Source organism: Planktothrix paucivesiculata PCC 9631 (genome assembly GCF_900009265.2).
GTDB lineage: Bacteria > Cyanobacteriota > Cyanobacteriia > Cyanobacteriales > Microcoleaceae > Planktothrix > Planktothrix paucivesiculata.
Genome location: NZ_LR735009.1, coordinates 360,235 through 367,361, shown reverse-complemented (window position 1 = coordinate 367,361; position 7,127 = coordinate 360,235). Strand labels below are relative to the sequence as shown.

General features: G+C 39.1%; 6 protein-coding genes. 5 read left to right on the top strand and 1 reads right to left on the bottom strand.

What is annotated here, in order from left to right:
* Positions 1-317: 317 nt before the first annotated feature.
* Entirely contained in the window at positions 318-743 is a 426-nt protein-coding gene (locus PL9631_RS09935; protein WP_083619624.1) for a hypothetical protein, read from the top strand.
* On the opposite strand, the gene PL9631_RS09930 is transcribed toward PL9631_RS09935, so the two are convergent.
* The gene (locus PL9631_RS09930) at positions 740-1,912 is read right to left on the bottom strand and encodes an IscS subfamily cysteine desulfurase (protein ID WP_083619622.1); all 1,173 of its coding nucleotides are present in this window, start codon (positions 1,910-1,912) and stop codon (positions 740-742) included. The two genes, PL9631_RS09935 and PL9631_RS09930, sit on opposite strands and share 4 nt — an antisense overlap.
* 130 nt (positions 1,913-2,042) lie before the next feature.
* Here PL9631_RS09930 and PL9631_RS09925 point away from each other — a divergent pair, with 130 nt between their 5' ends.
* The 4 genes from PL9631_RS09925 to PL9631_RS09910 all read left to right on the top strand — a co-directional run bounded on the left by PL9631_RS09925 (position 2,043) and on the right by PL9631_RS09910 (position 7,074).
* Complete coding sequence (locus PL9631_RS09925) at positions 2,043-2,693, top strand: DUF3386 domain-containing protein (protein WP_083619619.1); 651 nt, start codon at positions 2,043-2,045, stop codon at positions 2,691-2,693.
* A gap of 101 nt (positions 2,694-2,794) precedes the next feature.
* Positions 2,795-3,034, top strand: coding sequence for a NifU family protein (locus PL9631_RS09920; RefSeq protein WP_083619616.1), 240 nt, complete (start codon positions 2,795-2,797; stop codon positions 3,032-3,034).
* A 102-nt stretch (positions 3,035-3,136) separates the two neighbouring features.
* Positions 3,137-4,990, top strand: coding sequence for a response regulator (locus PL9631_RS09915; RefSeq protein ID WP_083619613.1), 1,854 nt, complete (start codon positions 3,137-3,139; stop codon positions 4,988-4,990).
* Positions 4,991-5,043: 53 nt separating this feature from the next.
* Positions 5,044-7,074, top strand: a complete 2,031-nt coding sequence (locus PL9631_RS09910) for a PAS domain S-box protein (RefSeq protein ID WP_083619610.1) — start codon at positions 5,044-5,046, stop codon at positions 7,072-7,074.
* Positions 7,075-7,127: the final 53 nt, after the last annotated feature.

Sequence of the window (7,127 nt, the reverse complement as noted above, 5' to 3'; positions counted from 1 at the left end):
AATTATACACCATCTGTAGGGGCGAACGGCCGTTCGCCCCTACTAGATATGGTTGTTTTGCGTAAGTCCTGTCTGTGCAAACTCATTCCCTGTTCCCTGTTCCCTATATATCACGAAATCTTAACACTCACTTGAGAACTGGAGAAATTTCTGTAACAATAAATACAGCAGGGGAAATATTTATGAGAAATGGGAGCAAACTGGGGAATAAGTGTTTGTTGTTCAGTTTTAGACCGATGAAAACAGACTTGATATCCCGACTCAAAATATCAGCGCTGTTTGTAGTGCCTAAACCCTCTTAAAAAGGAGTGTTTCTTATGAAAACTAAATGGGAAATTTATCAAGAATTAGAATTAATTCCTGATACGGTTTCATCCCCTGGGGATGAAAAAAGAATATCAAGATTTTATCGAAGTCAAATATGGCGATCGCTCGTTAACCATTGTACCACAAATTTATCAAATAAACAGATATTTAATCATCTTAATACCTGTTTTGAAATCGATCTTTGCGATCCTAATATAACCCAAAAAAATAATTTTTTCAAAACCATTTGGCTGATTTTAAATCAACCCATTCAACCCTCTCATTTTTTAAATCAATCCAAACCTTATATCTGGAAAAGTCATAACTTTTTAGGGAACACTCAATGGCATATTTATGATCCCAAAAGTGGATATACCTATGATTTAGACTCGGAAGAAGATGTTTTAGTCTGGTTAGAAAAGCGAAATTATCATTAATGAATTGAGCGAGATTGAACTTTTCTCAAGGCTTGAATCGTGTTTATAGTATGATCTGCCACTTGGTTAATTTCTGATTCTGTGGTGAACCGACCCAAACCAAAACGAATCGAAGCATAGGCTAAATGATCGGAATGACCTAATGCTTTTAAAACGTGGGAGGGTTCAATTTTTGTTGAGGTACAAGCGGAACCAGAAGACACGGCCATCATCGGTTGTAATCCTAATAATAAAGCCTGACCATCAACGCCGTCAATACTAATGTTTAAATTTCCCGCTAACCGTTGGGTAGGATGACCGTTTAAATAAATTCCTTCTAGGGTTGATAATTTATTCCAAAGGTTTTCCCTCAGTTGAATTAACCGTTGAGTTTCAATTAATCTTTCAGCTAAAGCAATTTCAATCGCTTTAGCAAATCCCACAATTTGAGGCGTACATAAAGTTCCTGAACGCATTCCCCTTTCATGCCCCCCACCATGGATTTGAGCCGCTAATTTAACCCTAGGATTCCGTCGGCGAACATATAACGCTCCGATGCCTTTGGGGCCATAAATTTTATGGGCGGTTAAAGACATCAAATCAATATTAAGTTGCTGAACATCCAGAGGAATTTTACCTATAGCTTGGGCGGCATCGGTATGAAATAAAACTCCCTGACCATGACAAAGTTCTCCAATTTCAGCTAAGGGTTGCAGCACTCCAATTTCATTATTAGCCGCCATAATTGAGACTAAAATCGTATCGGGACGAATGGCTATTTTAAGTTGATCTAAATCTATCATGCCATCGGGTTTAACCTCCAGATAAGTTATTTCAAACCCCAAAGATCCTAAATAATTACAGGGATCGAGAACGGCATTATGTTCGGTAATCATAGTAATAATATGTCTACCTTTATTAAAATAGGCTTCAGCTACTCCCTTTAACGCTAAATTATTAGATTCCGTTGCCCCACTGGTAAAAATAATTTCTTCGGGAGAGCAGTTAATCCCATTAGAAATAATTTCTCTGGCTTGTTTAACGGCGGCTTCAGCTTCCCAACCATAAATATGATTAATACTGGCAGGATTGCCAAAATATTGGGTAAAATACGGCAACATGGTTTCTAAAACCAAGGGATCAACGGGGGTTGTAGCATGACAATCGAGATAAATTGGACGTTCAGACATCGTTATTAATAATCATAGGTTAATTTTAATCTCTGATGTTTAAGTGTAGTCTATTTTTTTAGAATCAAACCCAGAAACCCTTTATTATTGTATAATACAGATTATAGTGCTATTCATCCTTCCGTATTTTATGACCGACTCAAAAAACGCTTTAGATCTGTTTCGGACGGCCTATGAACATCGTTATACTTGGGACTCTAATTTCCCGGGTTATCGCGCTGATATTCAACTTAAACAGGGGGATGAAGTCTACACAGGACAGATTCAGATTAACCCGGACATGACCGTAGAAGTGACCGAAATTGCCGACGAAGAAGTCAAGCAAAGCGTCTATACCCAACTGCGGGATATAGTCACCCATCGCAAACGCAGTTCTTTTGAACAAGCCCATGGAAAAAACAAATTTAGTTTAGGAGAAATCGACGATACGGGGGCTTTAGAAATCCTGGTCGAAGGTGATGCGATGGGATCAAATTATTCCGTCCGTGGCGATCAAATTTCCCGAGTTAGCCGGGTTATGGGTCGGATGGCATTTGTGATTAATACCCATGAAAGTTTAGACACCGGAGAAGGTTACGCAGCCAGCCGTTATGATGCGGTATTCCGCAACCCTCAAACTCAAGAAATTATCAAGGAACTCGAGTTTGAAGATACTTTTGAGAAATTCGGTAACTATTACATTATGACTCGCCAAGTTGTTAACTCCAAAGAAGCCGAGCAAGTGATGACAAAGGAGTTTAACTATTCCCAAGTCAAATTGCTTGAACCCGTTGCAGTTTAACTGGGATCAGTGATCAATAAAGTGGGATTCATTTATTCCCAAATAACGTTAGGATGAAACTATCCCAACCCGATTTCTGTACTATCAATTTAAGGTAAATCATGACTACACTAGCACTAACTGAAGAAAACGTAGAGACTGTTTTAGATGAACTGCGTCCTTATCTGATGGCGGATGGGGGAAACGTGGAAATCGTTGAACTTGATGGCCCGATTGTCCGACTCCGACTTCAAGGAGCCTGTGGTTCCTGTCCGAGTTCGACGATGACTTTAAAAATGGGAATTGAACGCCGTCTACGAGAAAGAATTCCTGAAATTGATCTGGTTGAAGCCGTTGCTTAGGGGATTTTTTCCCTAACAGATTGTCCAAGGTTCAATTATTCATAATAATGAACTTTGGACTCGATAAATCTCCCCTTTTTCTCTCTAATTTTCGTCCCGTCCATGCGTGTTTTATTGGTAGAAGATGATCAGGATCTAGCTGAGACTTTGGTAGAGGCTTTAGTTCACCAAGGTGATACTGTTGATCGGGTAAAAGATGGGATTTCGGGATGGGAAAAAGCCGAAAAACTGATTTATGATCTGATAATTGTAGAGGTGGAATTACCCGAGTTAGATGGGATAAGTTTATGTAAAAAACTGCGATCGCAAAATATTATAAATCCGATTATTTTATTAACAGCTTCTGATCATCGAGGAGATCAAGTCATAGGCTTGGATGCGGGAGCGGATGATTATGTCGTTAAACCCTTTGATATTCAGGAATTATTAGCTCGAATTCGGGCTATATTTCGCCGACGTCAACCCACGGTCTCCATCCTTTTGGAATGGGAAGATCTGCATTTGAATACGAAAACCTGTGAAGTTATTTATCGGGAAATGCTCCTGAATTTAACCCCGAAAGAGTATGGATTATTGGAACTATTTCTCCAACATCGTCAACAGGTTTTTAGTTTAGACCTAATCCTAGAACAACTCTGGACATTTGAAGATCCCCCAACAGAAAATGCTGTCCGAGCCCATATTAAAGGACTCAGAAATAAACTTAAAAATGTCGGTGCTCCCGCCGATTTAATTGAAACAGTTTATGGCTTAGGATATCGTCTTAAACAGCAATCCTACCCTAAAACTAAACAATCAAAAACCAGTATAAAACCTCCGGTAGATCAATATAAACTCAATCAAGCCACCATTGAAATTTGGCACAGATATCGAGGCAAAATTTGCGATCGCATTACCCTACTAGAAGAATTTCATCGCTCCATTCAAAAGGGAAAACCCGATCAAAATATTCAACAAAAAGCCCAACAAGAAGCCCATAAACTGGCTGGGTCTTTAGGAACATTCGGCTTAGGAGGAGGATCTATTATAGCCAAAGAAATCGAACAACTCTGTCAAAATTCCACCTTAAATCTAGCAGAAATTACCCTATTTAAAGAATTAGTCTTGAAACTCAGACAGGAAGTTGAACAATACTCTCCTCCGGCTACCGCAGAAAACCCCCAACCCCCCCCGATCAAATCCGATCATAAAGTTTGGATTATCAGTCAGGATCAATTATTAATTGAATCCGTAGAAATAGCGGCTAAAAATTCAGGAATAGAAACCCAAATTCTCACCGATTTATCCTTAATTACAGCCCTGCAATTACAATCCCATAAAAAATCCTATCCTCCCTTGGTATTTTTAGATTTTGACTTCTATTTCTCCTATGAGTTATTAACCCAACTAACCCAACAAACTCCCCCGATTCCTGTAATTGTTTTAACGCAACAAAAAAACCTAACCCAACGGGTAAAAGTCGCCCAATTTGGCGGCCAAGGATTCCTAGAAAAACCCATCACCTCCGAACAAATTATTAAACTGATGATGGATACCTTTCGTCAAAACTGTAGCTTCAATGCTAAAGTTTTAATTGTTGATGATGATGCCCAGATTCTCGCTACCTTTCAAACGCTGCTGCAACCTTGGGGAATTCAAACCTTTACCGTCGAAGACCCCCGACATTTTTGGGAAATTCTCGAAACCACAACCCCCGACTTACTCATTTTAGATATTGAAATGCCCTATTTAGATGGGGTTGAAATTTGTCAAATTGTTCGGGCTGATTCCCGTTGGAAAAGTTTGCCCGTAATGTTCCTCACCGCCCATACCAATCGAGATCTACAACATCAAGTTTTTATGGTCGGTGCCGATGATTACTTAACAAAAACAACAGAAGCTTCTATCCTCGTCAATCGAATTTTAAATCGATTACGGCGAAGCCGAAGTTTACGAGAATCCTCAACCCAAGTTTAGTGGCTTTTCGCCTATCCTAATTAGCCTCTAAAAATTATTAAAATTTTATTAAAATGATTGATCAAAATTCTGAAACTAAAACTCAATTGATTGCTTCCCTACAAGCAATTAATCAACAATTAATTCAAGAAATTCAAGAAAGACAACGGGTTGAGGAATCCTTGCGAGAGAGTTGTCAAAGGTTGAAAACCTTGATTGATACCATGGGGGATTTAGTCTGCTTTAAAGACGCTTCAGGACGTTGGTTAGAAGCTAATCAAGCAACCTTAGAAGTCTTTCACATCCCGACAGATTATCAGGGAAAATCCGACGCAGAATTAGCAGAATTACTAGAACAGATTCACGGTAAAACTTTCTATAAAAATGCCTTAATTAATTTTCAAAAATCCGATCAAGAAGTTTGGGAAAATCAGCAACCTTGTCACCAACAAGAAATTATTCCTGATATTAATGGCAACTCCAGAATTTTTGATATGATTAAAGTCCCTTTATTTCATCCGAATGGAGAACGAAAAGGATTAGTGATCTTAGGACGAGATATTACCGAACATCAACAAGCCGAAAATGCTTATAAACAATTAGCTGCCATTGTAGAATCCTCCGAAGATGGAATTATTGGTAAAACCTTAGAAGGAAAAATTATTAGCTGGAATAAAGGGGCTGAACAAATTTATGGTTACTCCGAAACTGAAGTGAAGGACTGTCCCTTTAGTTTATTAACTTTACCAGAAAGATCCAGCGAAGTCCCTCAAATTTTAGCCAGTATTCAATCGGGGGGAAGTATTGATCATTATGAAACCGTTCATATTCGTAAAGATGGACAACATATTGATGTTTCTTTAACCATTTCTCCGATGAAAGATGATCGGGGAAATATTACGGGAATTTCTACTATTTCCCGGGATATTAGTTATCAAAAAAGAATCGAAAAAACCCTAGAACAACTCCGTCATCAAAATGAATTAATTTTAGATTCAGCCGGAGAAGGAATTTGTGGTTTAAACCGAGAGGGAAAAATCACCTTTGCTAATCCCGCCGCCGCTAGAATGACCGGATATACTGTCCGAGAATTACTCATGAGTGATTGGCAAAAAATCACGCGGGGAGTTACAGTCATTTTGACTTCCCATACTCTCCCTGAAAAACCCACGAATTTCGGGTATCAACCCTTAAATTATCAACAAAATTCTCAAATTTTTGAAACCTTAAAAGATGGTTTAGTTCGCCATATTGATCAGGAAGTATTTTGGCATCGAAATGGGTCTTATTTCCCCGTCGAATATGTCAGCACTCCCATTCAAAACCAAGGAGAAATTATTGGGGCTGTGGTCATCTTTAAAGATATTACCGAACGGCAAGCCATGGAAAAAATGAAAGATGAATTTATCTCCGTTGTTAGTCATGAACTGAGAACTCCTTTAACCTCAATTCATGGGGCTTTAGGATTATTAGCCAGTGGATTATTAGATACCCAACCCGAACGAGTTAAACGAATGTTTGAAATTGCCGTTACCAATACAACCCGTTTAGTCCGTTTAATTAACGATATTCTTGATTTAGAACGGATGCAGGCTGGGCAAATTACCCTAGATAAAAAATACTGTGATTTAGCCGATTTAATGGTTCAAGCGAATAATGAAATGATGGGAATGGCAGAAAAAGCGGGTGTGAATTTATCAATAAAACCCCTAAGCGTTCATCTCTGGGTCGCCCCAGACCGAATTATTCAAGTATTAACTAATTTATTAAGTAATGCCATTCGATTTTCCGGTGCTGATAGTTGCATTTGGTTTGATGCCACACTCCACCATTCCACTTCCTTGGAAGTTTTAATTACTGTCCAAGACCAAGGACGGGGAATTCCGGCCGATAAACTGGAAACCATTTTTGGTCGTTTTCAACAGGTGGACGCCTCCGACTCCCGCCAAAAAGGCGGAACTGGACTCGGACTCGCTATTTGTCGCAGCATTGTGCAGCAACATGGGGGGCACATTTGGGCGGAAAGTCAATTGGGCAAAGGAAGCACCTTTTTTGTGCGTTTACCCGTTGTGGCGGAAACCGGAGAAGATATGGATTTTCAGTAATATAAAGTTTTGTAAAAAAAACCGAATTTTTCTCACTATTTTTCTTTTCTTCA

Coding starts and splice junctions, on each gene's coding strand:
- PL9631_RS09935 (WP_083619624.1), top strand. CDS start 318: ATGAAAACTAAATGGGAAATTTATCAAGAATTAGAATTAATTCCTGAT.
- PL9631_RS09930 (WP_083619622.1), bottom strand. CDS start 1,912: ATGTCTGAACGTCCAATTTATCTCGATTGTCATGCTACAACCCCCGTT.
- PL9631_RS09925 (WP_083619619.1), top strand. CDS start 2,043: ATGACCGACTCAAAAAACGCTTTAGATCTGTTTCGGACGGCCTATGAA.
- PL9631_RS09920 (WP_083619616.1), top strand. CDS start 2,795: ATGACTACACTAGCACTAACTGAAGAAAACGTAGAGACTGTTTTAGAT.
- PL9631_RS09915 (WP_083619613.1), top strand. CDS start 3,137: ATGCGTGTTTTATTGGTAGAAGATGATCAGGATCTAGCTGAGACTTTG.
- PL9631_RS09910 (WP_083619610.1), top strand. CDS start 5,044: ATGATTGATCAAAATTCTGAAACTAAAACTCAATTGATTGCTTCCCTA.